This window comes from Lacihabitans soyangensis, from assembly GCF_024343775.1.
GTDB classification, from domain to species: domain Bacteria; phylum Bacteroidota; class Bacteroidia; order Cytophagales; family Spirosomataceae; genus Leadbetterella; species Leadbetterella soyangensis.
Window position 1 is genome coordinate 1 of record NZ_RJUF01000167.1, and the last position, 509, is coordinate 509.

Here is a 509-nt window from a genome sequence, read left to right on the forward strand (position 1 = left end):
ATGTTCGGCCTCGGCTACTACGGTGGTTACAATTAATCAGATTTTACCTCCGACCATCACCCCTCCGAATACCTTGGTAGTATGTTCCCCAAGTACATTGACCCTAACAGCCAGTAATTGTGCAGGCACAGTGACGTGGTCAGAGGGTGGAGCTACGGGTACAAGCCTAACGCTCAATGCAGTAGGAACTTATAGTATTTCGGCCACTTGTAGCGTAAATGGCTGTACATCAGAAGCCAGCACGATTATCACAGGCTTGGAAGTCAAAGCATTGCCTGTTTCTTCAGCTACAAGTAATTCACCTATTTGTGCGGGCGGCTCATTAAATCTAATCGGATCTGAAGGAGAAACCTATCTCTGGTCAGGTCCAAATAGTTACAGTTCTACGGATCGAAACCCAATAATATTAAATACCGTTATAGCCAATGCTGGCACTTATACATTGACGGTTACTTCTAAAGGATGTAGTAGCACTGCACAAACAGTGGTGGCTATAAACACCATATCCA

Annotated in this window: 1 pseudogene; it reads left to right on the forward strand. The window is 44.8% G+C overall.

The features are described 5' to 3' along the window. Positions 1-509: pseudogene (locus EGI31_RS15270) on the forward strand (hypothetical protein); the annotation flags it as partial.